Genomic DNA, 24378 nt, shown 5'->3' on the forward strand with positions numbered 1-24378 from the left:
ATGTTAAACTAAAAACGAAAGAGGTAAAATTCTATGAAAAAAACTATTAGTATTTTTCTAACAGCTTTGTTATGTTGTGCAATGGCATTTTCTGTTACATTCACTGCATCAGCAAAGTTCAATCAAGAGGCTAAGCCTAAGGTTGGTGACACAGTAGCAGTTCTACACACTAACTACGGTGACATTGCTATGTCATTCTTCCCTAAGTATGCACCAAAGGGTGTTGAAAACTTCCAAACTCTTGCAAAAGAAAAAAAGTATGACAACACAATTTTCCACAGAGTTATTAAGAAATTTATGATTCAAGGTGGTGACTACACCAATGGTGATGGCACCGGTGGTGAGTCATGTTGGGGTAAAGAATTCGAGAATGAATGTGTTGATGAACTAAAGAACATCAGAGGTGCAGTTGCTTATGCTAATGCAGGTGCTGACACTAACGGTAGCCAGTTCTTCATTAACTCAGTAGAAAACACTAACCTAAACGGTAACTACACAGTATTTGGTCAAGTATTTGCCGGTATGGATGTTGTTGATTTAATTTCTAATTGTGAAGTTACAGTAAACAGTAGTGGTGAAAGCAGTTCTCCTGTAAATGAAGTTAAGCTAGAAAGTGTTGAAATTACAAGGTACACAAAGAATATGGAAAATTCTCTAAAGTCAGCTACTGACCCATATGAAGGTGTAAAGTCAACTACAACTGCTACGGAAGAAACAACTGTTGCATCAACTGAGTCAACTACTGCAAATTCTGAGGACAATGACGATTCATTTAACTTTATTCCTATTATTGTAACAGTAGGTGTACTTGTTATTATCTTTGCTTGTTTTGCTATTCCTTACGGTATTCAGGACAAGAAGAAAAAGAAAGCTAAAGCAGAAGCAAAGGCTGCTATGAAAGCTGACCCTGACTACAAGAAGAAAAAGTCTAAGAAAAAGAGATAATTAAGAGGTTTTATAATGGATACAAAACCTATCATTGCAATAATGTATGACTTTGACAAAACATTATGCACAAAGGATATGCAGGACTATGCTTTTATCCCATCATTAAAAATGACTCCAAGTGAATTTTGGAGCAAAACAAATGAAGTTGGCACTAAGCTACAGATGGATTCTGTTCTGGCATATATGTACACAATGCTATCGGAAAGTCAAAAGAGAAACATTCCACTAACTAGGGAAAGCCTAACAGAAAAAGGCAACAAAATTGAATTTTTCCCGGGAGTTAAACAGTGGTTTCAACGCATTAACAGTTTTGCAGAAGAAAATGATGTTATAGTTGAACATTATGTAATATCCTCAGGGCTTAAGGAGATTATTGAGGGTACTGCAATCAGCAATGAATTTAAGAAAATCTTTGGTTGCGAATTTGTTTATGATGAAAAGGGACTTGCAGTTTTCCCTAAAACTGCCGTTAACTACACCAACAAAACACAGTTTGTGTACAGAATAAACAAAGGTGTACTTGACATTTCCAATGATGAGGACTTAAACAAATCAATGCCGGATGACAGTAAGAGAATTCCATTTTGCAATATGATTTATATAGGTGACGGACTTTCCGATGTACCTTGTATGAAGATGATGAAGTCCTATGGTGGTGTTTCTATTGCAGTTTATCAAGGAGAAGTAACAAAGAAAGTTATGGACTTGTTACTGAGAGATAGAGTTGACTTTATCTATCCTGCCGATTACAGAGAAAACAGTGGTCTTGATAAAACTGTTAAAAATATTATCAGAAAAATGGCAGTTTGCGAAAAACTGTACATTGAGAACTTTAACCAAAAGAATGGAAAATTCCAGTAAAGAAATATAACTATAAAAAGAGTCACAAAGTACAAAGAAACTTTGTGGCTCTTTATTTATTGTGCCAAATTTGTTATGTACATTTACTAAAAATGGTTCACTTCAATTGACTTTAAGGCTCTAATACCTTATAATATATGGTGGTTTTGTTTGTAAAAACAAAGATAGTATATGAAGGAAATTAACGAAATTATTTTATAAAGGTTCGGTGATTACTATTTTCACTATATTTAAAGAACACAGACACTTTGGAAAACAGATTTTCAGACTTTCCAAAACAGAATTAATTAAGCAATATAAAGGTGCTGCTATCGGTCCTTTTTGGGCAATTATCAAACCGGCATTTACACTTTTTGTTTACTGGTTTGCTTTTACAGTAGGTATCAAGAACTTAGGTATTGTTGATATTCAGATGCCTAACGGTTCAGTTCAGCATTTTGACAGATTTATTTTTATGCTGACAGGTTTTATTCCATGGTGGTTTATCAGTGAAAGTATCACCCATGGTGCTAAGGCTATCAGAGTAAACAGGCAGTTTGTTACAAAAGTTAAATTCCCTGTATCAACAATTCTTACATACACTTCCCTTTCAAGAGTGTATATTCATTTCTTGTTATCAGCAATAATGGTTGGTATCTTGGGACTTTATGACTGTTTATTTAACACACAATTCCTTTCACTTTATGCATTGCAGTTCTTTATTCTATGTCCGATAATGTTTATGTTCTTCTTAGCATTAACCTGGACAACTGCTCCAATGTGTGCATTCAGTAAGGACCTTGAGTCAATGATTACATCTGTTATGTCAGGTATCTTCTGGTTAACCGGTGTTATCTACAGTTCATATGACTTACCACCAACAAATATGCAACATCTCCTAGAATTCTTTATGTTAATCAACCCTATTAACTTCTTTGTAAATGCATACAGAAAAGCATTTATCTATCACGAAGCATTTTGGGTTACCCATACATCAGACCCTACAGGTTTAGGCTTAAACTGGGAGTTAATTATATTTGTAGCTGAATTTTTACTTGTATTTTTCTATGGTGCTCACAAGTATAACAAACTTAGAAAAACACTTCCTGATGTACTATAAGGAGTATTAAAATGAGTGACAATCCTATTATTACCTTTGACCATGTAAGCAAAGATTATATTCTATATAAAAGTGACAAGGCTAGATTTAAAGCACTGTTCTTTAAGCCTAGAAATCCTAAGATTCACAGTGCATTAAAGGATGTTTCCTTTACTATTAACAAAGGTGAATCTGTCGGTATTATCGGTGACAACGGTGCAGGTAAAAGTACACTTCTAAAGATGATTACAGGTGTAACATTTCCTAGTGATGGTACAGTTACAGTTCATGGCAAGGTTGCTGCTTTGCTAGAGCTTACTGCCGGTTTCTCACTTGAAATGACAGGTAGAGAGAACATTTACCTAAAGGGCTATATCCTAGGTCTTGAGGATGACTACATTAAGAGTATTGAAGAAAACATTGTTGATTTTGCTCAGCTTGGTGACTACATTGACCAGCCTGTAAGAACATACAGTTCCGGTATGAAAATGCGTCTTGGCTTTGCAATTAATGTTAACATTGAACCTGATATTCTTGTAGTTGATGAAGCACTTGCAGTTGGTGATAATGCCTTTAAGAAGAAGTGTAAGGCTAAGATTAAAGAGATTATCAACCAAGGTGTTACAGTTCTTTTTGTTAGTCACTCTGCCCCATCAGTACAAGAAATTTGTGACCGTTCAATTTATCTAAGAAACGGTCAGCTAATTCATGATGGTCCAACAGGTGAAACTCTCAACATTTACGAAACTCAAAAGGCTAAAGATGCTGAGGAAAAGAAGAAAAGACAAGAGGCTAAAAAGGCTGCCAGAAAAGCAGCACTAGAGAAAGAAAAGGCAAAGAAGGCACAGTAATGAAAGCATTATTTATTGATGACGAATACTTTTACTACCCTGAGGGTGTAAGCAACTTTGCAGAACTTAAAGATTATTTAAAGAACAACTACAGTTCATTTGTAGAGCTGACAAAGATTGAATCTACAAGAGTTGTGCCACCTTATTTTGTTAAGGAATACACCAACAAAACCTATGTAAACCTACAACAAACTAAGTTCATTGAAGAGGTTGACATCTCTGTTATGAGCAAAGAGGACTACACAACAAGCCTGAATAACGCTATGGATGAGATTTGTGTTCATTGTGATAACTTTAATCATGATAAAAGATATTGCGAATGTGGGGATATTCAAGATACCCTTTGCCTTAACGGTAAATGTGACATCTTCTCAAAGGATGAAGAATTTTAAATTTTAATTTTTTATTTTTAATTATAGATTGTAATATCACTGTTGGTTTCATATAATCTGTATGTTTTATTCTATTCTGTAAATTTTTGTTTTCGGTTTTATTTCAAACCTAGTAAATATCTTTAAGGAATAAATATTCCCCTATTTATTCCTTATTTTTACTTTTAAAGTTCAATTTATATTACTTGACTATTTTCCTTTTGTTGGTTACAATATTTATTGAAGTGATTAATTGAATAAACACGCACCTATGGCGGAAGTGGCAGACGCGTATGGTTCAGGTCACGCCACGTCTGTGTAAAATCAAAAGTTAATATATTATAAATTTTGGCAGGGTATTTACCCTGTTGAGATAAATTTGCGGATATGGCGGAATTGGCAGACGCGTACGGTTCAGGTCACGCCACGTCTGTGTAAAATCAAAAGTTAATATATTATAAATTTTGGCAGGGTATTTACCCTGTTGAGATAAATTTGCGGATATGGCGGAATTGGCAGACGCGTACGGTTCAGGTCACGCCACGTCTGTGTAAAAAACAAAAACTTAACACATTTAGATTTTGGCAGGGTGTTTACCCTGTTGAGATAAATTTGCGGATATGGCGGAATTGGCAGACGCGTACGGTTCAGGTCCGTATGAAAGCGATTTCATGCAGGTTCAAGTCCTGTTATCCGCACCAGTATGAGTGTTCATAACGGATTTATGTTATGGACACTCATTCTTTTATTCAATTTCATCCGATTTGTATGTAGTGAGCAGGTATTGCGCCTGCTCACTTTTGTTTATGCGGACTTTACTGTGGGAATATACTCCACATCTACGCCTTTTCGGGTGTTGGCTTTGTAGTTCTCGTCCTCTGATGTCGGCAGTTCTAAGTAGCCGACAAAGCGATAATAGATTACAATGCGTTGAGTGTAATTCTTTTTGCCGCCTTCCTTTTCATACACGTCGATGTGGTCGATAAGCTCTCGGAGCATTGGTGCTGTCAGTGAATCCATATCCATAAATTTGCGGACAGCTTTTAGGAAATCATCCTTATTTTGCTCCATTTCGCTGTTTTTGGCAAGGCGTTCCTTGTACTCAAAAATCTTTGTTTTCAGTTCAAGGCGTTCAACCTCATATTTGTGTGATAGCTCCATATACATCTCATCGCTTAGCTTGCCGGATACATTGTCCTCGTAGGTTTTGGCGAAAAGCGAAGTGAGCATTTTGTTTCGGGCAGTTGCCCGGTTCAGCTCGGTTTCTAAGGTTTTCTGCTCCGCCAACATATCGGCATTGGTTTTCTCAGCAAGAAGTTTTGCAAATTCTTCTTCGTGAGATTCGAGATATTTTGCTAAACGCCGAAGTTCTAACATTACTACCTGCTCAATGGCATCAGCACGGATATAGTGCCGTGTTTCACAGTTGCCACGGGTATCCTTTTTGTAGTTGGAACAGCTGAAATAATGGATTTCCTTGTTGGTGGTATTCGTGTGATACCATAATTTGCTGCCGCAATCGGCACAGTAGAGAAAGTCACAAAACATATTCTTTTCGCCGTTTTCCTGTTTAGGAGCACGGCGCTTTGTCTTTACGACAAGCGTCTGCACCAACTCGAAATCATCACGATTGATAATCGGTTCGTGAACGTCCTTGAAAATCACCCAGTTTTCTTTTGGGTTGTCGTAGCGTTTCTTATTCTTGTATGATTTGGAATAAGTCTTGAAGTTGATGATATCGCCGCAATACTCCTGCTGGGTAAGAATCTTTGTAACGGTAGTTTTGCACCATTTATATTTGTTAGGCTGTGTGACCTTACCGCCTTTGCGAATACCCTTTTCTTGCCAATACGCCATAGGAATCAGTACCTTACGCTCCTGCAATATACGGGCAATCGTTTCGTTGCTCTTACCTTCAAGCGCCATTTTGAAGATGTCACGAACGACCTGCGCCGCTTCGGGATCAATAACCCACTTTTTAGGATTATCGGGAGATTTGATATATCCATAGGGCGGCGGAGCTAAAGGCTCGCCTGTACTACCCCTGATACGATAGGACGAACGGCATTTCTTGCTGATGTCCCTTGCGTAAAACTCATTCAGTACATTCTTGAAAGGTGCAATTTCGCTTTCGCCTTCATCGCTGTCTATATTATCATTAACGGCAATGAACCGAACATCTCTGTCGGGAAAATAGGTGTCCATATAATATCCGACCATATCGTACCGCCGTCCGAGACGGGACAGGTCTTTGACGATAACTGTTGAGATATATCCGAGGTCAATGTCCTCAATCATCTTCTGAAAACCGGGACGCTCGAAATTTGTACCGGTATAGCCGTCGTCAACATAATAGCGGGTATTGCTAAGTCCATTTTCCTTTGCAAATCGTTTTAATAGCTTCTTCTGATTGGCAACCGAGTTGCTGTCACCTTCCACGCCGTCATCACGGGATAGGCGGCAGTACAAGGCAGTAATGCCAGCCTTATCCTGTTTCTTTTTCGACTGCAATGTTGTCCTCCTTTCCGGCAGCCGAGCACACATTTTCTGCTGCCATAGTATCATTTTCCTCGGTGATTATCAAATGTGTGAAATCACTTGTGAGGATTCTTTTTACACAGGTCGGAAAAGAGGTGTTGTCCTCTTTTCGCCCTGTGTGCTTGAACGCCGCCGACACAATGTAGGTAGCGCCGTTGACTTTGTATTCCTGTTCTTCGCTGTAAAGTGATTGTATAATGCTCATTATCGTTCCTCCCTGTTGCGCTGTCTGCGTCTGTAATCGTCCTGCGCTAATTTAAGTAGGCGGTTGTAAATATCCTGTGGTGTGTATTTCTTCGGGAAAAACTTGCTCAGTTCATCGAGCTGAAAGCTGATTTTTTCACGCTGATTCGGTTTTTCCTCGGATATGATTCTTGATATGGTTTCGCTGTCAAGTTTACCTGACTGAGAGAGCTTCTTCATCTGAATTGCCTGTGAGAGCGAGGGCGTTTTGTCCTCCAACTCGATAGATTCAAACAAATCCTGTTGCTCATTTTCGGTTAGATAGGATAGCTCCACGCCTACAGAAAATGCAATACGCTGTTCATCGACCAATTTGAGAATATCGGGAATGAGTTTTGTCAGACGGATATAGCGTTTTACTGTATCTTTGCTGGTTCCCTCCTGTTCGGCAATCAGCTCAGTCGATAACTTCGGTGCAAGTTGCTCCGAAGTGAGATCAGTACGCTGTCCTTGATGCTTGAGTGCTTCGGCTTTCAGCTTGTAAGCAAACGCCTTTTCCGACGGCAGCAAATGCTCTCTGTGAAGATTACTGTCCACCACCATAATCGCCGCCTCGTCACGGCTGACGGGTCGAATAAAGGCAGGGACTTCTGTAAGCCCTGCCTTCTGCGCCGCACGAAAACGGCGGTGTCCTGATATGATTTCGTACTCGTCGGTTGTACCTTCAAGCGGTCGTACAATCAGCGGCGTCATAATGCCCTGCTGCTGAACGCTCGTTATAAGATTGTTCATTTCATCATTGTCGAGCACCTGATACGGGTGGTCTCTGAATTCGTGTAATTTGTTGATTGATATATTGGTCATCGTTCATAACTCCTTTGTTTCGTTTTATTTTGGTGATAATATTTGTACTTGTATCTGCCTTGCTCCAGCTGCTTTTCCTGTTCGATCAAAGCACGGAGTCGAGGCACTTTGTTTTCAATGCGCTCGCAGATGATGAGCTGCTTGCGCAAGGGTGTTAGCTTCTTTGTGATTTCTCTGCATTGTTCTTTTAGAGAATTATCTTCCTCGGGCGTTTTAGCCCTACGGATTTGATTTCGGATATGCTGCCGCTCTGCTTCATACGCTTTGATTTGCTCAGCAATTTCCTTTCGGCAAGATAGAAAATCCTCTGCGCATTCTACGTTGTGGTCACGGAGAAAATGATATTCCGCCAACGTTCGGTCGAGATTCTGTATTTCCAATCTCAACTCCGGAGAAACAGGACGATAATCACGCTTTTGGACATTGTTGCCCGTGATGAGCTTGGCGATAGTGATGATAAGCTCAAACAGCGCCGTGATAACATCGGGTTCTGTTCTTTTCTCAAAATCTCTGATTCTCACTATCAGCGGTTGACGCTGATAATACGATTTCGGCGTATAGAAATCCACGAAGTATTTATCCTCACGCTGAGATTGCAGCCGTCTGAGAATCGCTTCTCTGGAGTAATCCTTGCCAAGACTGCTTAACCTGACAGGCTTTCGCCAGTCGGGAGCGATCACGGAAGGATGCTGATACTTGAAATTTCGTACAAACTGATATCCAAGCGACCGCAGATATAATTCAAAATCAAACGGCTTGATCGTACAGGCTAAGGCTTCATCAACATCGTGCCGCAGCATATCCTTGTGTGGTATTCGTCCGCTCTTGCGTACCCAATACGCCTTGTCACCACCGTAGAACGGAGCGTTTTCAATCACGGATTTTCCGTGCTCACGGCAGACCTCGTCGGAAATCTCTCGCAGCTTGTAATGGTCGGCAATATGGTTTTCAAACTTTCGTCCGGTGCGGAATGATACACTATTTACGACGATATGATTGTGTAGGTTTGCCGTATTTAGATGCGTCGTTACAACAATCTCATAGTCATCGCCCCACATTTGCTTGGCGGTTTCAATGCCAATACGGTGCGCTTCCTCCGGTGTGACTTCTCCAGCCTGAAAGCTTTGATAACCGTGATACGCAACATTGCCGCCGAGCTTGCCGAAACGTCGCTTGGTAGCTATCATCTGTTCGTAGGCTCGTTTCTTCGGGCAGTTGATTCCGCTGACATACATTGTCTGATCTGTCTTGTCGCTGTTCTCAACGTAATTGAGGGTGGCGGCTAAGTCATTATCAAGATATTTGCGCTCGATTGTTTTATCGGGATTCTGAGCGTAATTGATAACATCCTTTAGCCGTCCTTTGACGGGCCAGAAGCCTGTGGTTGCCACGTCGCTACCTCCTTACAGATTTGCTTGGCAGAGGATTTCTCCGGCAAAAGTAGGCGCTGTTGAATTTCGTCTACGACTTCAAGCAGCTTTCGCTCGGTTTCAGGTGATACCTTATCGGCAACCTCGTCACATAAGCGGCAGAGCGTTTGGTAGAAATCAAAAAAGACATCAGGTTGCTCCGTTCTTGGCGCATAACCCAATGTCCTTTGTCTGACATATTCGGATTGTGATAAGCCGCAGCTCTCGGCGAGATTGGCTATCCTGTTTTTCTCGGACTGTGTAACACGCAGCTCGATTCTTGCTTTTTTATCGTTCAATAATATACCTTCTTTCATCGGGTGTTAGGGTTTCCCTAAAGATTTACAACAGCGGGGCTGTTGTATTTGGAATTTGCCGTACAAATTCCCTGCTTGCTACAGTATAAGACACAGCCACGGAGTGTTAATTTCATCCGTTCTGCTGTGCCTTATGCTGTTGATTAAAATACTATCTTGATATGACGGCATTTTGCCGTCAATTTTAATATCGGTCTTGAAATTTGCCGTCATCGTGCCGTCAATCAAATAGTTTGAGGTCGTCCAGAATATCCTGCTCGGCTTCCGCCTGTTGGTCTGCACTTAAAGCAGGATTTACAGCCTGCGAAGCGAAGTTTGCTTCTGCAAAGCAAGCCCGCATTTCCTCACGAATGATATTTCGGATATCTTCCTCGTGCTGCTCTCGGGTGATCGACTGCAAATCCACATATTCGGCAAGTGCTTCGATGATAAAGTTGTTGCGTGAATGGAATCTCTTAACGTCAAGCGTCTGCATATATTCTGCGAGAGCACGCTCTCGAGCGTCGGTCAAATCAAAGCGCACTGTCATTTTATACACGTCCTTCATTCTTTGCCTCGGCTCTCAGATAAACGTCTGCGAGATATTCATAGCCTTTTGCGGCAGCGCAGATATCGTCAATAAACTTTACACGGTCAAGATTGCCGTGATAGAAATTCTTGATCAGGCAACCGCCACCGCCGCAGACGTAGAGCTTCATCGTGCTTTCATCATAGCCGTGTTCACGCAGGCGGCAAAAGATTTCAGCAACATATTCCTCCGTAATAGCGGTGATGATCTCTAAATCTGAAACGGGAATATCCGCCGTGCCTGTCCGCAACACCTCGTCAATAATAAAATCATTCAGCTCTCGGCGCGTCTTACGCATAAAGCCCTCACGAATGGCAAGGGTGCATTGATAAGTGCCGAACTTCTCGGTGAACATCTTACCGCTTTGCGGTTTGCCGTTGACAAGATAGAGCGTGTTCATCGTGCCGTTGCCGATGTCAGCAACCATACTCAAGCCTTTGAGCGTGGACTTGATAGGCACAACCGCGGAGTAGCCTTGCGGATAGATTTTTACATCACAGATTCGGATATGATAATCTACATTCCGAAAAGTGAACGCTACCTCTTTGTTTTTTGACAGATATGCTGCAAAATCTGCTTTCTGACCGCTTGTCCAAGTCAAAGGCAAGCCTGCGGCGATAATCACGTCCGCTTCGGTCATTCCTTCGTCTGCAAGCTCGGTTGCGATTGCGGCGAGAGTTAGAACATAATAATCCTCGTCGTTCTGCTTTTCGGGCAGAAACTCCTTGTGACCTTCGCCGATCAGATAATATTTGCCGTTGTAGGTAAGCATATCCTTTGTAAACAGCGGTTCACTGTCGTGGGTGGTTATTCCGGTCTTAAAGCAATGGTTAGCGGTTTTGATATTGCCGTAACCGTGGTCGATACCGATAATGGTTTTGTCTTTGTAACTTTTCATAATAAAAATACCTCCTGAAAATAGTAAAACTGCCCTGAAAAGTGGGGGCAGTTTTCAAATAATGAATTGTGTGTTTTTGGCATAAAAATAACACCTACCGAAAACAATCGATAGGTGCTATTCAAAGCCAATGTCTGTGTTTGTTTGTTCTTGAAATTCTCTTCCGATTTTGTCAATGCGTTTCTTAACGGCACTATGCGTTTTATAGCCGACCTTATCCGCAATTTCCTGATAGGTATAGCCTTCAACACGAAGCTCCAATATCTGTCTGTCCTTTTCGGACAGCGTTGCCATAAACCGCTCAACATCAACTTTAGCTGCTGTATCGCCTTCCAAGTCGATACTGTCGTCCGCCTTATCCCACTCTGCGCCGTCGTGATTTTTCTTGTAATCCTCCTGAAACGCCTCGAGTGAGATCATCGGGTGCTTGGTTTTCTTATGATAATAGCTGTTCTTAAAGTCATTCTTTTGTTGACTATATCTATAATCGAAATCTTCAAAGCACTGATATTCCTTGACAACGGCGAGGATCTCATTCATTCCGAAACGCTCCATTGTTTTCGGAACGATATCCTTCAAAACAGCGTCAACATATTCGTCACTGACAAAGCTGAAAAACGTAGTCGGCTCAATGTCATTCACAAGACTCTCAATCGGCGGCAGTACGCCCTCGTCCTGCATAGTCTTTATCCAGAAAGACGGTGCGTGAGAAAACTTCCAAGCCGGGTGATCGCCTGAATATATCTCCCGACCTACATTCAATCCCATATAGTCCCACACAAGATAGTGAAATGCGTCATACATCAAAAGAGCAAATTGGTCGCTCTCTATCAGTTCTATCTGCGTCCAGTCCGTGAACAGCTCATAGGGATAGCGTGAAATCTGAAAAGGAAGCTCGCCGCATTTGTCGAGCAACGACTTTGGCAGGAAGTAAAACAGCGGGATATATTCAGCGTTTTTGTACCGTGTGACCTTGCCGTTTTTGCGCTTGATTTTGATTGGCATTTGTATTCATCTCCTTTCCGAGGTTAGGTGGGTAGATTATAATAACAAGTGCAACACTAAAAAAATAGACAATATGAAAACCAACGTGTAAAATGTAGTTGCAACACCAAACATAATACGGAGGTAATCATATTGTCATATACACATCTTACACTAATTGAAAGAGAATGTCTACAAGAATTTTACGAAAAAGGATATAGCATAAGAAAAATTGCAAAAATACTTGAACGAAGTCCTTCTACAATCAGCAGAGAATTAAAACGGAATTTTAGTAAAAAACGCAAACACTATCATTCTTGGGGCGCACATGTAAAATATTTAGTAAGAAGAAAGGATTGTCATAGAAAAAATAATTTACTCATATACACAGATATATATAATTATGTATTTGATAAATTACATTCCTTTTGGTCACCGGAAATAATAGCCGATAAATGGAATTTAAATCATAATATAAAGATTTCTTTTTCTTCTATTTATCGTGCAATTCGTTCCAAATTATTCCCGGGTATTTCACCTGCATCACATCTTAGAAGAAGAGGAAAACCTTACAGAACTGAGCGTAAGACCTACACTAAACATTCTGAAAAATCAATTCATAATCGTGATTCTGTAATTGATGAGAGAGGAAGATTTGGTGATTATGAGGGAGATACAATTTACGGTTCAGTTGGAAAAGGCTATCTTGTTACTGCTATTGATAGAAAATCAAGATTTCTTGTAGCTGCTACCTGTAAAGATAAATCTATTTCATCAATTAATTCAGCTTTTAGAGAAGCTTTTGAAAAGCTTCTTTAAAAATCAAGCCACTTACATTAACTTTAGATAATGGTTCTGAATTTAACGGATATGCTGATATTGAAAAAGATTTAGATTTAGAAATATATTTTGCAGATGTTCATGCTCCTTGGCAACGAGGTTCAAATGAAAATATCAATGGACTATTAAGATTTTTCTTTCCAAGAGGTACTGATTTCAGAAAAGTCACAAGAGCACAACTTGATGCAGTCCTTGATAAAATCAATAATAGACCTAGAAAATGTTTAGACCTTCTTTCACCTATTGACTATTTTAATCAAAGTGTTGCACTTGGTTTGACAATCTAAGGTGCCTCTATATTATATAGACGCTTCTACCCTTGAATTGTTCCAAATTCTTAAATAATTTTTTCAAAAATTTCTCCTATTATAATTTTAACAAATCAGCTGTCCTATATATGGGACTTTGCTGCTAAAGCACTCGTTTTTTTGTGTCAATTTAATTGATATTTTTCCCGTGTATGTTATAATATAGGAAATAGATATTTCCGATATTTAACACACAGGAGGGATTATTATGATTGGCGGAATGGTAAAAAAACTGATAATCGTTACAGGTGAAAAGGAATCTGTATATGCTGAATTGTTATCGTCGCTTATTACACTTAAGGATGACGACGTAGAAAACAATACTGTTGTAGGAATTAAAGACGGAAGTGTAGAAGCAGTCGTCTGGAACGAAGATATATATAATGATAATAAGGCTCAACTTGGCTCAAACACAAAGCTTATCTTCATAGGGAAGAACAAATCTTCCGAAACTGTTATTCCGAGTATTAGGTTTGACAAGGATATGGCTAAATACGGTATAAATGTTGGCTCATTAGGAAATAAGGCAGTATTATATATTGAATCAAATACACTTTTTAGCAATAAAGATTTGTATGATGGTTTTTATGAGAAATACATCGAATTAACAAAACGCTTTGATGATAGCGTAGCAGATACTGAATCTATCAAAAAAGCTACTCACACCGATGGTATTGGAGAAGCATTTGAAAAGGGAACTAAAGCCGTTAAAGGATTGTTTGGAAAAATCAAGGGTGCGCCTGCAGGAAAAGAAAAAAATGAAGGGACAGATTTCTTCAAAATCAGCACTAAAATTGAATCAAACAAATTGATTTCCGACCAGATGTTAAGATATGCCGTCTTAAGCTTTTATTTAGACGGACTTGCTGGATTTATGGAGATTAAGTAATGAGTATTGCTTTTGAACAAGGGCTAAAGTTTGTTTCCGATAATATGGGTGCGGCTTTGGGCGGACAAATGTCACAGCTTTGGATTGATACAATAAACAGTCAGATTGAATCTATTTCAAATGATATTATGGCAAAAGTTCAATCTACTGATTTGCCAGCTGATAAGCTTCAAGGATTTGTAGCTGAGATATGGCATTCGGGAACTTTTAACGCTGATTCCGCCGTTCATCATTTTGTCGCAACAGCCAAAGCGCCCGATGTAAACACATACGCTTCCGCTGACGTAGAATTTGGCGGAAGCAGAGCCAGTTTAAAATATTATAAGGATGCTAAAAGCTCATATGCTGCTCAATCAGAAACACCATATGAACGATATATGCATCTTAAAGCAAAAGCAGAGAAAGCCGGAAAGAGCTATGAATCGCTTGACGAATTTCTTGGAAAAAGGAAAATCAAGAAAGAAGATATGCATAAGTCTATGTATCAAGGTCAAGCAAAGCTTATTCCCACCAATCAATTGTTAGATGCTCAAAATCTGATAGATAAAAAAATAGCGGTAGCGCAGGCAAACGGAAAGCTGGATCAAGTAGCTCGATACAAAGAGGTACAAGCAACATTAACCGATATTCTGTCTGATAAAAAAGGAAATAAATCAATTCCGCTCAGCAGAGAAGACGCTCAAAGATTAACAAGGGCAGCAAAAGAAGGAAATCTTGATCAAGAATTATTAAGCGAATGCGGTTTAGATATTAATCAGTTAGTAACAGCTAAAGACATTATGAGCGAAGCCTTTTCTGCCGGCTTAAGCGCAGCAGTAATCTCTTTCGTTATAGGCATAGCTCCCACAATTATTGACGGAATATCAATGCTTGTTTCCGAAGGCGAAATAGATCCGAAGCTATTTGCGGAGATGGGATATAAGGGCTTGAGCTCTGCTGCAAGGGGATTTATTAACGGTTCAATTACAGCTGCACTTGTAGCTTGTTGTCAAAGCGGCAAGCTGGGAACTACGTTGATGGGAGCAAATGCGTCAATGATTTCTACGGCTGTTGTGTTGATGATTGGAACCTTGGAAAGCGGAATCAGACTTGCTACGGGCAGAATCAATAAAGCACAAATGGCTGAGGAAATGTCTCGATTGTACATAACAACAGCCTTTTCAGTGGGCGGAGGAATCGCAGCAAGTGTGTGGTTTGTCGAAATACCTCCACTTGCAATGGCGGCATATATGCTCGGCAGCTTTATCGGCGGTGTAATTGGCGGATTCGCCTACAATATAGGGCACAGTCTGTTTATGTCGTTTTGCGTTGATTCCGGCTGTACTTTCTTTGGCTTGGTGGATCAAAATTACGAGTTACCTCAGGAAATATTAGATGAAATCGGAATAGATGTTTTCGAATACGAAAAATTCGATTATGAAAGTTTTCAGTATGATAGCTTTCAGCTCGATTCCTTTACTCCGGATGCGTTTGAATATGACAAATTCGGCATTACTATTATACGTCGTGGAGTAATCGGCGTTGGTAAAATTGGTTATCAATATTAGTTTAGTTATATTATTGCAAAAAACGGGGAATGTTTTATGTGTAAAGGAAAGGTAATAAAGCTTTTATCTGCTGCTTTTCTTACAGTAGTGTTACTTATGACAACAATTAGCGCTATGGCAGAAGAAAATGATAATCATTCAGGTAATCGCTATTATTTAGGTGAATCTGTAAAAACCGGATGGGATAACGGCTATAAAGGCGAAGAAAAAATCACAGAAGGAGATGTCCATTTCAACTGGAAGATCGGTGAATTCTATGTTGATGGTTTTACCTCTACAGTTAAGGGTGATGATGATACTCCTATTTTCTTGAAAAACGTTGGCGATAAGGTTCAGCTGTGGTTCAGTCTTAAGCAGAATATTGATAAACTTAATAACGATGAAAACTTATCAATATCAGAGGATAGCAATGGCTCTGATGAATATTTCAGCGTTCCAAAAACAAATTTCGGGCGTGGAGTTTTGATTATTCGAAAGACAGACTATACCAATGCAAAGAACGATCCGATTATATACAAAGATTATCTTGCTGCAAAAGCATCTCCCGACGCAGATACAGAAGTAGAATTATGCGAGGAAGGCGATTATGAAGTAGCGCTTGACTATGAAATCAAGAACGATCCACGCAAGATTTTTGATGTATCAATTATCCCTACATATTCAAACTACAAAATATTCTTCAAATTCTCTGTCCGAAACGGCAACAGTATGGTTTATCCATTTGATATAAAAACCAAAGGGGAATTAAGCAACACATCGGTAACAGAAAACGGTTTTTATCTCGATTTCGCCAACTCACGCTATTTGGATATAAATATAAAAAAAGAAGTTCTAAATGAAGGCGCAAACGGGCTTGCGGAAGACGTACGCTTTAATCGTCCGGCTAAAGACGGTGAAGAATATACAGAAGAAGGTATTTATACAATTACTTCAAGCAACCGCTATACAGGGCAGCTCACAACAAAAAGGATTTACGTTGGCAATAACGATGTATTAAAGGCTGTTGCAGCAACAGGGTTGTCAGTTAAGGAAGTCAATGATTACATTGCAAGTGGTGCAAAGGTTGAAAGTAACGGAGCTATTTTATTAAAAACCCAAGAAACCATACCTGTGGATAAGGCAAACATCCAACCCACTGCGGCTACTGAAGATTCCGCAAAGGGCAATATCTTTATAGACAATCTTCTGTGGTTTATCATTGGCGGTGCAGCGCTGGTTGTAATTATTCTAATTGTCATTATTATCATTGCAGTAAAAAAGAAGAAAAAGCCTAAGTTTGTCAATATCGAAGCATTCACAGAAGATCAGGAGGTAGAATAATATGATGCGTTATATGAAAAAATCTATTGCGCTGATTCTTTCTCTGCTTATTATGCTTTCGGTATTGCAAGGTTGTTCTGTGCAAAAGAATGAGCACGTTGAATCAAAGGAAAGCGAAACTACAGCAGAAACAACTATTGCCAATTTGAAGAATAACCAAACCAATAGTGTTCCAGAGTTTGAAGGTTTAAGCGATCCGCGACTTACAAAATATATGGAAGATGCAGTATATGCTGAAGTAATTGACCATATAGATACAAAAAAATATGTTGTGGAAAACGTCGAAGCAGTATATATATCTAAAGAATATTTAGAAGAAGCTGCATACAACAACAAGTCAAATATTTACTTTGGATATACCAAGGATGAACTTGATAAACAGTTTTCAGGTACAAAATATGTTTTCACGCTTGGCGACGATGGTAAAACAACGGTAGAAAAATTTGAACCATATGATGATACTTATGATAAGATTCTTTTGAATGTAGCAATCGGAACAGGAGTAATACTTGTTTGTGTTGTATTAACAGTTGCTACAGAAGGAGCAGGCGCTCCCGCAGCCGCTGCGATTTTTGCAGCGTCAGCAAAATCAGGAGCGATTGCCGCTGCTTCTTCTGCTCTTATCGGCGGAACTGCTGCAGGCGTAATAACCGGACTAGAAACGGAAGATTTTGATGAATCTATGAAAGCAGCTATGCTTTCGGGAAGCGAAGGTTTAAAGTGGGGAGCTATAACAGGCGCACTTACCGGTGGAGCAAGTGAAGCCATTGCGCTTAAAGGAGCAACATCTGGCGGTTTGACTATGAATCAAGTCGCTCAAATACAAAAGGAATCGAAATATCCGCTTGACTTAATTAAACAATTTAAGTCAATGGAAGAATTTAATATATACTTTAATGAAGCAAAGCTGACAACCGGGATGATTAACGGAAGGACAGCTTTATTACCGAAAGACACATTGAATTCAAAAGGTTTCTTGAATTTTAAGAGCAAACAGCCTGATGGCACCGAGATTACAAACCTCCAAAGGATGCTTAATGGAAATGCACCGATTGACCCGGCAACCAACAAAGCCCTTCAATTACATCATATCGGGCAAAAAGCTGATGGAACATTGGCGGTTTTAACCGAGTCACAACATCAAGGCAATTCACAAATATTGAATATAGCAGGTAAATCCTCTGAAATAGATAGAGCAGCGTTTGCCAAAACAAGAGAAGAATTTTGGAAGGCAGCAGGAAAACTGCTTCAGGAAGGAAGTTTATAATATATGACTGATATAATCAAAGTTATAAACTCTAAAGATGGTGTTATACACGGAAAAGAAACCAATGAAAATGAAATCAAACAAGCTGAATTGGAACTCGGTTTGAGATTTGCCGATGATTATCGTAACTATATTAAGCAATTCGGGTGTATGGTAATCGGAAGCCGTGAGATTACGGGAATAAGTTCTCAAGAAAATTATAATGTTGTATCAACAACTAAAGCTCAAAGGAACTATAATAAAAACATACCGGAAAACTCATATGTAATAGAACAGCTTAACATTGATGGGATCATTATTTGGCAATCATCTAACGGAGAAGTATTCCAAACTTCACCAAATACTGCGCCGATGAAAATTGCTGATTCTTTAGTTGAATATATACAGTCACTATAAAAAAATGGGCGAAGGTGAAACCAATCACCTTCGCCCGTAGAATTTATATATTAATTCATTGTAGACAAATTCTTCTGCTCGATTACGTTTAGTATGATAGCAGAAAACCTATCGATGTCCAAAATTTCATTCAGACAAGAGTTTTATGAAATCTTATTGCTTAATTTCGTTCTTAAAATAATAACAAGCTATATTTCTTATTTAATAATCATTATTAACATATTGTATCAAAATATTGGATGTGTTATAATATAAATTGGATTAATTGAATTTAGGGAGGTGCTCCTGTGGCACAAAGCAATTTGTTACCCGAAGAAAAAGCAAGGGTGAAAATAGATAGGCAATTAACTAACGCCGGATGGGATATTGTATCTCGGGATGAGTATGTTCCGAGGAGCGCGTCCGCTGTAAAAGAAGCATTGATGCAAGGCAATACCGAAAGTGATTATCTGCTGTTTGTTGACGATAAGGCGATTGCTGTTGTTGAAGCAAAGCGTGAAGAAAACCATCTCGGCGGTGACGTGCAAATTCAGGCGGAGGATTATGCCTGTAACCCACAGGATTGGTACGGTGTTTGGTTCCCAAATCAAATCCCCTTGGTATACCTTGCAAACGGCAATAAGATATACTTCAAGAATATGCTGCAACCGGACAGTGAATACATTGAGCTGAATGAAATGCATTCTCCGAAAAAGATGTTGAAGCTAATCGGTCAGGTATCGGAATATGGTGCTCTGCCACGCTTGGATAAGCGCGGGTTGCGTGATTGCCAGTATCGTGCAGAGATGAAGTTTGAAGAATCCATCAAAAACGGTGATAAGAAAAGCCTTGCGATTCTTGCAACCGGTTCCGGTAAAACGTATCTTGCTTGTTTAGCGACATATCGTCTTTTAAACTATACTAACGCCAAAAGAGTACTCTTCTTGGCGGATAGAAACAATCTTGCAAAGCAGGCTAAAACAGAATTCTGCACCTTCAATCGTACTGAAAATCAAGAAGAAATGAGCTCATTATATACGATCGAAAGGTTGAGAAAAGATTCTGATATAAAAGCAGATATCGTAATTTCCACGATTCAAAAGCTTTTTGCGGTTCTCACCGGTAAACAGCTCACCGACGACGACAGCGAAGATGCCGAAGATGAGAAAAATGCTGTAAAAGAAGAAGCAGAGGAATCCAAAACAATCCAGCTTGGCGATAGCCTTTTCCTGCCGTCCGATTATTTTCAACTCATCATTGTAGATGAATGTCACCGCTCGATTTATGGTAAGTGGAGAGCGGTTCTTGATTACTTCTCGGATGCTCACGTTCTAGGATTGACCGCAACACCGACTCCGGAGGCGTATGCGTTCTTCAATTACAATAAGGTTGAAGAATATTCATACGAAGATTCTGTTGTAGACGGCGTTAATGTTCCGTCCAGAATCTATAGGATCAAAACAGAAAAAACGGAGCACGGCGGCGTAATTGATGAAGGAACGAGCGTAGTTGAAACTTCCCGCAGAACAGGCAATGAAACCGAATACGAAGCGCATCACAGAATAGATTACGATTCTTCCGCACTGGACAGATCGGTAGTTAATCCCGACCAAATCAGGGAAGTTTTGACAGCATACAAAAAAGCGATATATGAAGACTTATACCCTGAGCGGGAAAAGAAATGGGAGTATATTCCCAAGACCTTGATTTTTGCAAAGGATGATTATCACGCTACTCAGATCGTAGAAATCGCAGAAGAAGTATTTGCGGAAGAATTTGAGAACGGCAAAGTTCCTGAACATTTCGTGCAGAAAATTACATATACCGCAGAAGATTCTAACGGTCTGATTCGTGACCTAAGAACAGAAAAGGACTTCCGAATCGCCGTTACTGTTACACTGGTAGCGACCGGCACAGACGTAAAACCGCTTGAAGTTGTCCTGTTTATGAAAGACGTCCGTTCGGACACTCTTTATACACAGATGAAAGGACGCGGATGCCGTGTAATCGACGACGATAAGCTGAAAGAAGTCACTCCGAATGCAGTCACAAAGGAATGCTACTACATTGTTGACGCAGTGGGCGTAACAGAGTCAGATAAGGTGATCCCTCAGCCCGTAATCGGTCCCGGCAAAGGCAAAAAGGTTCTTCCGCTGGACAAGCTGTTGGAGCGCCTTGCACACAACGAAGTCAGCGACGAAAACCTTTGGCTGCTGCGGGACTACTGCTCAACGATCAATCGCCGCTACGAGAACAACGTCCTTTTCGGCAAGCATCTTGACTATTTTAATAACACCTTCGGTTTTTCTCCCAAAACGATCGCGTTTCGCATTCAGGAAGCTTATGACAAGGAGCTCCTTCCTCAGTACACAAGCCCGTCAAACGACAATACCGAGCGAATGGATTTGATTATTGATTTGATCGGCAACATTCCTGCGCGGCGCAAGCTGTTGGAAATGCAGCGCGGTTATTTTGTAACAACCGAAGATGATCCCGATAAGCTTATTTACGCAGGATTTTCCAAGGAAACCGCACAGTCCTTCATTGATAATTTTGAACAGTATCTTAATGACAACAAAGACAGCATTGAGGCTTTGCGCATTATCTACAATTCCGAGGATGTTGTGATCACTCACAGTATGCTTGTTGAATTGCGTGACAGTTTACTTTCGGAAAGCCGTCAGTACAGTCCCTATCAAATATGGCGCAATTACAAGGTGATCGACGAATTTGGTAATGTAGATGAATTGGATATGAAGGCTAACTTTAATGCGCTGACAAATCTCATTCAGATCGTGCGTTTTGCTTATCATAAAAATCAAAAGCTCACCGCATTGATCAAGGGCTACACGCAGCGTTTCAACCTGTACTGCGGTCAGGCACAGCGTACCTTATCAAACGACCAAATAGAAATTATGCGGCAAATTGCGGAGTTCGTGATCAACGACGGCGCAATCACCGCAATGGAACTAAATGAAATCGACACAGACCTCTGGCGCAGAGGAATAACAAGTTTTACTGCTCCTGTTTTCAACGACGAGATACAAAAGATGTCAAGATTTTTACTGAGAGCAGCATAAGAGGTGTAAAGAATGGCAACCACACAAAAGACCGAATCCGCCTTGCTATCAAAGGTATGGAATATAGCGAATGTACTGTCAGCGGCAGGCGTTGGCTTCACAGATTATATCACGCAGCTGACCTATATCCTGTTCTTGAAAATGGACGACGAAAAGGAGTCGATGGGACTAAATAGTTATCTTCCAGAAGGCTGCAAGTGGAAGGATTTAAGCTCGTTAAGCGGCGACGACCTTGTTGAAAAATATGAGGAGATCTTAAAGGAGCTTTCCAAATGCGACGGCTTGATCGGTACGATCTTTACAAAGGCTACCAACAAGCTGTACCGTCCCGTTATGCTCAAAAAGGTCATTGATATGGTTGATGAGGACAACTGGTATATGATGGAAGGCGACCTTAAAGGCGCAATCTATGAAAAGATCCTTGAAAAGAACGGACAGGATAAAAAGAGCGGCGCAGGTCAGTACTTTACACCGAGAGCATTGATTTCCGCTATTGTGGATGTTGTCGATCCCAAGATCACCGAAACGGTTGCCGATCCCTGCTGCGGAACGGCAGGCTTTCTCCTTGCGGCTTATGAGCATATGAAGCCCCAGAGCAAGGATGTTGAAAAGCAAAAATTTCTGAAAAACAATGCGCTGTACGGAGCGGACAACACCGATTTGGTTGTCACCCTTGCTTCTATGAATTTGTATCTGCACGATATCGGCGTTAAGAAAAGCCCGATCGTCTATCAGGATTCGCTGATCGATACCTCGGACAAAATGTATCAGGTAGTCCTGACAAACCCGCCTTTCGGCACCCGTCCGCAGGGCAGCGTAGACGTATCCTCCAACAGACCGGAATTTATTAAAACATCGGATAATCAGGTCAACTTTTTACAGCATATTATGTCTATCGTCAAAACAGGCGGTCGCGTCGGCGTTGTTATGCCCGACAGCGTTCTGACCGATGGCGGCTCTACGGCTAAAGTCCGTGAAAAACTGCTCAAAGATTATAACCTGCATACGATCCTTCGTCTGCCCACAGGTATCTTTTATGCGAACGGCGTCAAGACAAACGTGCTGTTTTTCGACAAGGGCGAACCGACAAAGGATATTTGGGTATATGATTACCGCACAGGCGTAAAGCATACATTGGCAACAAAGCCAATGACCAGAGAACACTTGCAGGACTTTGTGGATTGCTATTGCGTCGGTCATATGGATGACCGCAAAGAAACCTATGATGCGGAAACCAACCCCAACGGAAGATGGCGCAGATTCACAGCAGAAGAAGTATCGAAGCGAGAAGATTTGAACTTCAAGTGGATCGACTTCACCGAGGAAGATGAACGCACTGTTGCGGAAATCCTCGACGAAATGCAGGAAGAATCCGACGGCATCGCCACCGCTGTCGCTCAGCTCAAAGAGTTGCTGGGAGGGATAGAGCTGTGATTGATACTCAGGCTATCAGGAGCAAAATCCTCGACCTCGCTATGCGCGGACAGTTGACAGAGCAACTCCCCGAGGACGGCACCGCCGAAGAACTATATCAGCAGATACTGGAAGAAAAACAAAAACTGTTCAAAGAGGGCAAAATCAAAAAAGAAAAGCCATTTTCATTAAGTCCAGTATTTGAACCATATCCTTTTGACATTCCAGATAATTGGAAATTTGTTAGATTTGGTGAATTGATGATTAATAGAGATTCTGAAAGGATACCGGTCTCTGTAGCTGACAGACGTAAGAAAGAAAAGATATATGACTATTATGGGGCTTCTGGCGTTATTGATAGCATAGATGATTATTTGTTTGATAAAGAATTACTGCTTATAGGAGAAGATGGGGCTAACCTTTTGGCTCGAACTCGCCCTATTGCATTTATAGCAAAGGGAAAGTATTGGGTAAACAACCATGCTCATGTGCTTGATGTTTGCTGTGATGTAGATTTAAAATACATTTGTTATTACATCAATGCAATTTCTCTTCAACCTTATGTTACAGGTATGGCTCAACCAAAAATGAATCAGGAAAATATGAATGCAATTTGGATACCTCTTTCTCCTGTTGCCGAACAAAGACGCATAGTCGAAAAGATAGAACAAGCTTTTTCTATTCTTGACACAATAGATGAACTGCAAGCACAATATGCCGATAACCTTACCGTACTGAAAAGCAAGCTGATCGACGCCGCAATCCAAGGCAAACTGACCGAACACCTCCCCGAAGACGGCACCGCTGAAGAAGACCTAAAAGAAATCGAGGAGAAAAAGATGGAGATAGAATCTTCCGGTGTGCTTAAGGGTAGGAAAAAGAAAAAGGTATTACCTCTTCTGAACGTCAACTTTCCTTTTGAGATTCCAAGTTCTTGGAAATGGATACGTTTAAACTCTGTCGTTGAAATATTTGGACGTATCGGTTTTAGAGGTTATACAAAAAATGACATTGTTGAGCGAGGACAAGGAGCTATTTCTTTATCTCCATCCAACATCACTAAATCCGGCAAAATTACATATGAAAACTGCACTTTTCTTTCTTGGGATAAGTACAATGAATCACCGGAAATAATGGTGGAAAAAGATGATGTGATTTTAGTAAAAACAGGTTCATCTTATGGGAAATGCGCCATTGTTAAGTCTTTGCCCGAAAAGGCAACTATTAATCCTCAGTTAGCTATTCTTAAATATGTTCTTTGTGATAGGAACTATCTTCATACTGTGCTTATTAGCGATATGGCTCACAAGCAATATGAAGAATTTGTTATTGGTGCAGCAACGCCAACTTTTTCACAGGAGAATCTTGCAAATTTCTTATTACCACTTCCACCCCTCGCCGAGCAAAAACGCATCGTCCAAAAACTCGAAGAAATCCTGCCGTTGTGTGAAACACAGAAATGAGGCAAA

Annotated in this window: 21 protein-coding genes, 1 tRNA gene and 1 pseudogene; 15 read left to right on the forward strand and 8 right to left on the reverse strand. The window is 40.3% G+C overall.

Translation table 11 applies throughout. From position 1 onward, the window contains the following. Positions 1 to 33: 33 nt before the first annotated feature. From E5Z56_RS02255 to E5Z56_RS02280, 6 genes are all read left to right on the forward strand, one after another. Positions 34 to 945 carry a peptidylprolyl isomerase gene (locus E5Z56_RS02255; protein ID WP_138156332.1) on the forward strand — a complete coding sequence of 304 codons (912 nt, stop codon included), beginning with the start codon at positions 34 to 36 and terminating at the stop codon, positions 943 to 945. Between the two features lie 15 nt (positions 946 to 960). Continuing rightward, positions 961 to 1809, forward strand: a complete 849-nt coding sequence (locus E5Z56_RS02260; protein ID WP_138156333.1) for an HAD family hydrolase — start codon at positions 961 to 963, stop codon at positions 1807 to 1809. Between the two features lie 208 nt (positions 1810 to 2017). After that, positions 2018 to 2908 carry an ABC transporter permease gene (locus tag E5Z56_RS02265; RefSeq protein WP_138156334.1) on the forward strand — a complete coding sequence of 297 codons (891 nt, stop codon included), beginning with the start codon at positions 2018 to 2020 and terminating at the stop codon, positions 2906 to 2908. Between the two features lie 11 nt (positions 2909 to 2919). Continuing rightward, complete coding sequence (locus E5Z56_RS02270) at positions 2920 to 3738, forward strand: ABC transporter ATP-binding protein (RefSeq protein ID WP_232842472.1); 819 nt, start codon at positions 2920 to 2922, stop codon at positions 3736 to 3738. Continuing rightward, positions 3738 to 4130: a hypothetical protein gene (locus E5Z56_RS02275; protein ID WP_138156336.1), complete on the forward strand. Its 393-nt coding sequence runs from the start codon at positions 3738 to 3740 to the stop codon at positions 4128 to 4130. Before E5Z56_RS02270 ends, E5Z56_RS02275 begins: the two co-directional genes overlap by 1 nt. 593 nt (positions 4131 to 4723) lie before the next feature. Next, a tRNA-Leu gene (locus tag E5Z56_RS02280) sits at positions 4724 to 4810 on the forward strand. Positions 4811 to 4913: 103 nt separating this feature from the next. On the opposite strand, the gene E5Z56_RS02285 is transcribed toward E5Z56_RS02280, so the two are convergent. From E5Z56_RS02285 to E5Z56_RS02315, 8 genes are all read right to left on the reverse strand, one after another. Next, complete coding sequence (locus E5Z56_RS02285; RefSeq protein ID WP_175405344.1) at positions 4914 to 6620, reverse strand: recombinase family protein; 1707 nt, start codon at positions 6618 to 6620, stop codon at positions 4914 to 4916. Then, complete coding sequence (locus E5Z56_RS11620) at positions 6595 to 6852, reverse strand: hypothetical protein (protein ID WP_175405345.1); 258 nt, start codon at positions 6850 to 6852, stop codon at positions 6595 to 6597. Before E5Z56_RS11620 ends, E5Z56_RS02285 begins: the two co-directional genes overlap by 26 nt. After that, the gene (locus E5Z56_RS02290) at positions 6852 to 7694 is read right to left on the reverse strand and encodes a ParB/RepB/Spo0J family partition protein (RefSeq protein ID WP_138156338.1); all 843 of its coding nucleotides are present in this window, start codon (positions 7692 to 7694) and stop codon (positions 6852 to 6854) included. Before E5Z56_RS02290 ends, E5Z56_RS11620 begins: the two co-directional genes overlap by 1 nt. Further along, entirely contained in the window at positions 7691 to 9085 is a 1395-nt protein-coding gene (locus tag E5Z56_RS02295; protein ID WP_138156339.1) for a relaxase/mobilization nuclease domain-containing protein, read from the reverse strand. Before E5Z56_RS02295 ends, E5Z56_RS02290 begins: the two co-directional genes overlap by 4 nt. Next, positions 9046 to 9402 carry a plasmid mobilization protein gene (locus E5Z56_RS02300; RefSeq protein ID WP_138156340.1) on the reverse strand — a complete coding sequence of 119 codons (357 nt, stop codon included), beginning with the start codon at positions 9400 to 9402 and terminating at the stop codon, positions 9046 to 9048. The genes E5Z56_RS02295 and E5Z56_RS02300 overlap by 40 nt, the downstream gene beginning before the upstream one ends. Before the next feature lie 238 nt (positions 9403 to 9640). Next, complete coding sequence (locus E5Z56_RS02305) at positions 9641 to 9949, reverse strand: hypothetical protein (RefSeq protein WP_138156341.1); 309 nt, start codon at positions 9947 to 9949, stop codon at positions 9641 to 9643. Between the two features lies 1 nt (position 9950). Next, positions 9951 to 10886 carry a ParM/StbA family protein gene (locus E5Z56_RS02310; protein ID WP_138156342.1) on the reverse strand — a complete coding sequence of 312 codons (936 nt, stop codon included), beginning with the start codon at positions 10884 to 10886 and terminating at the stop codon, positions 9951 to 9953. 117 nt (positions 10887 to 11003) lie between these two features. Next, complete coding sequence (locus E5Z56_RS02315) at positions 11004 to 11891, reverse strand: sigma factor-like helix-turn-helix DNA-binding protein (RefSeq protein WP_138156343.1); 888 nt, start codon at positions 11889 to 11891, stop codon at positions 11004 to 11006. A 132-nt stretch (positions 11892 to 12023) separates the two neighbouring features. Between E5Z56_RS02315 and E5Z56_RS02320 the strand changes: the two are divergent. From E5Z56_RS02320 to E5Z56_RS02365, 9 genes and pseudogenes are all read left to right on the forward strand, one after another. Further along, positions 12024 to 12997 (forward strand): annotated as a pseudogene (locus E5Z56_RS02320) (IS30 family transposase). Positions 12998 to 13226: 229 nt separating this feature from the next. Further along, positions 13227 to 13907 (forward strand): hypothetical protein, encoded by a 681-nt coding sequence (locus E5Z56_RS02330; RefSeq protein ID WP_138156345.1) that lies wholly within the window; start codon positions 13227 to 13229, stop codon positions 13905 to 13907. Beyond that, positions 13907 to 15454, forward strand: coding sequence for a hypothetical protein (locus E5Z56_RS02335; RefSeq protein ID WP_138156346.1), 1548 nt, complete (start codon positions 13907 to 13909; stop codon positions 15452 to 15454). The genes E5Z56_RS02330 and E5Z56_RS02335 overlap by 1 nt, the downstream gene beginning before the upstream one ends. 36 nt (positions 15455 to 15490) lie before the next feature. Beyond that, positions 15491 to 16774, forward strand: coding sequence for a hypothetical protein (locus tag E5Z56_RS02340; protein WP_138156347.1), 1284 nt, complete (start codon positions 15491 to 15493; stop codon positions 16772 to 16774). A 1-nt stretch (position 16775) separates the two neighbouring features. Further along, positions 16776 to 18041: an HNH/ENDO VII family nuclease gene (locus E5Z56_RS02345; RefSeq protein ID WP_138156348.1), complete on the forward strand. Its 1266-nt coding sequence runs from the start codon at positions 16776 to 16778 to the stop codon at positions 18039 to 18041. Between the two features lie 3 nt (positions 18042 to 18044). Beyond that, positions 18045 to 18437, forward strand: coding sequence for an SMI1/KNR4 family protein (locus E5Z56_RS02350; protein ID WP_138156349.1), 393 nt, complete (start codon positions 18045 to 18047; stop codon positions 18435 to 18437). 287 nt (positions 18438 to 18724) lie between these two features. Then, positions 18725 to 21496: a DEAD/DEAH box helicase family protein gene (locus E5Z56_RS02355; protein WP_232842473.1), complete on the forward strand. Its 2772-nt coding sequence runs from the start codon at positions 18725 to 18727 to the stop codon at positions 21494 to 21496. Between the two features lie 12 nt (positions 21497 to 21508). Next, the gene (locus E5Z56_RS02360) at positions 21509 to 22930 is read left to right on the forward strand and encodes a type I restriction-modification system subunit M (protein WP_138156350.1); all 1422 of its coding nucleotides are present in this window, start codon (positions 21509 to 21511) and stop codon (positions 22928 to 22930) included. Continuing rightward, positions 22927 to 24372, forward strand: coding sequence for a restriction endonuclease subunit S (locus tag E5Z56_RS02365; RefSeq protein WP_138156351.1), 1446 nt, complete (start codon positions 22927 to 22929; stop codon positions 24370 to 24372). Before E5Z56_RS02360 ends, E5Z56_RS02365 begins: the two co-directional genes overlap by 4 nt. Positions 24373 to 24378: the final 6 nt, after the last annotated feature.

The sequence above is a fragment of the Ruminococcus bovis genome, from assembly GCF_005601135.1.
Lineage (GTDB): Bacteria > Bacillota > Clostridia > Oscillospirales > Acutalibacteraceae > Ruminococcoides > Ruminococcoides bovis.

Excerpts from the sequence above, each read along its gene's own strand:
- E5Z56_RS02350 (WP_138156349.1), top strand. The coding sequence starts at position 18,045 with ATGACTGATATAATCAAAGTTATAAACTCTAAAGATGGTGTTATACAC.
- E5Z56_RS02305 (WP_138156341.1), bottom strand. The coding sequence starts at position 9,949 with ATGACAGTGCGCTTTGATTTGACCGACGCTCGAGAGCGTGCTCTCGCA.
- E5Z56_RS02360 (WP_138156350.1), top strand. The coding sequence starts at position 21,509 with ATGGCAACCACACAAAAGACCGAATCCGCCTTGCTATCAAAGGTATGG.
- E5Z56_RS02310 (WP_138156342.1), bottom strand. The coding sequence starts at position 10,886 with ATGAAAAGTTACAAAGACAAAACCATTATCGGTATCGACCACGGTTAC.
- E5Z56_RS02340 (WP_138156347.1), top strand. The coding sequence starts at position 15,491 with ATGTGTAAAGGAAAGGTAATAAAGCTTTTATCTGCTGCTTTTCTTACA.
- E5Z56_RS11620 (WP_175405345.1), bottom strand. The coding sequence starts at position 6,852 with ATGAGCATTATACAATCACTTTACAGCGAAGAACAGGAATACAAAGTC.
- E5Z56_RS02315 (WP_138156343.1), bottom strand. The coding sequence starts at position 11,891 with ATGCCAATCAAAATCAAGCGCAAAAACGGCAAGGTCACACGGTACAAA.
- E5Z56_RS02345 (WP_138156348.1), top strand. The coding sequence starts at position 16,776 with ATGATGCGTTATATGAAAAAATCTATTGCGCTGATTCTTTCTCTGCTT.
- E5Z56_RS02270 (WP_232842472.1), top strand. The coding sequence starts at position 2,920 with ATGAGTGACAATCCTATTATTACCTTTGACCATGTAAGCAAAGATTAT.
- E5Z56_RS02290 (WP_138156338.1), bottom strand. The coding sequence starts at position 7,694 with ATGACCAATATATCAATCAACAAATTACACGAATTCAGAGACCACCCG.
- E5Z56_RS02260 (WP_138156333.1), top strand. The coding sequence starts at position 961 with ATGGATACAAAACCTATCATTGCAATAATGTATGACTTTGACAAAACA.
- E5Z56_RS02330 (WP_138156345.1), top strand. The coding sequence starts at position 13,227 with ATGATTGGCGGAATGGTAAAAAAACTGATAATCGTTACAGGTGAAAAG.
- E5Z56_RS02255 (WP_138156332.1), top strand. The coding sequence starts at position 34 with ATGAAAAAAACTATTAGTATTTTTCTAACAGCTTTGTTATGTTGTGCA.
- E5Z56_RS02335 (WP_138156346.1), top strand. The coding sequence starts at position 13,907 with ATGAGTATTGCTTTTGAACAAGGGCTAAAGTTTGTTTCCGATAATATG.
- E5Z56_RS02275 (WP_138156336.1), top strand. The coding sequence starts at position 3,738 with ATGAAAGCATTATTTATTGATGACGAATACTTTTACTACCCTGAGGGT.